Raw genomic sequence first — 242 nt, forward strand, 5'->3', positions numbered from 1 at the left:
TTCCCGTGTTGATCAATACGCGCATTAAAGTGCCCTTTATTGCCACACCAGCAAATAGTTTTAAGCTCTTCTAGCTTGTCAGCTAAACACAGTAAGTGATAAGCACCTTCAAACAACTCGCCCATAAAATCAGTTTTAAGGCCATAAACCATCACTGGAATATTTAACTCATCAACAATTTTTGCCAATTGATACACTTGCTCGCGGCTTAAAAACTGACCTTCATCTACGATCACTACGTC

At 39.7% G+C, this 242-nt stretch carries 1 pseudogene; it reads right to left on the minus strand.

Features of this window, described 5'->3' with window-relative positions:
- Window positions 1–242 (minus strand): annotated as a pseudogene (locus Q4528_RS15650) (thymidine kinase); the annotation flags it as partial.

Origin of the sequence: Staphylococcus pasteuri (assembly GCF_030547725.1) — a bacterium.
In the GTDB taxonomy this organism is placed as follows: domain Bacteria; phylum Bacillota; class Bacilli; order Staphylococcales; family Staphylococcaceae; genus Staphylococcus; species Staphylococcus pasteuri.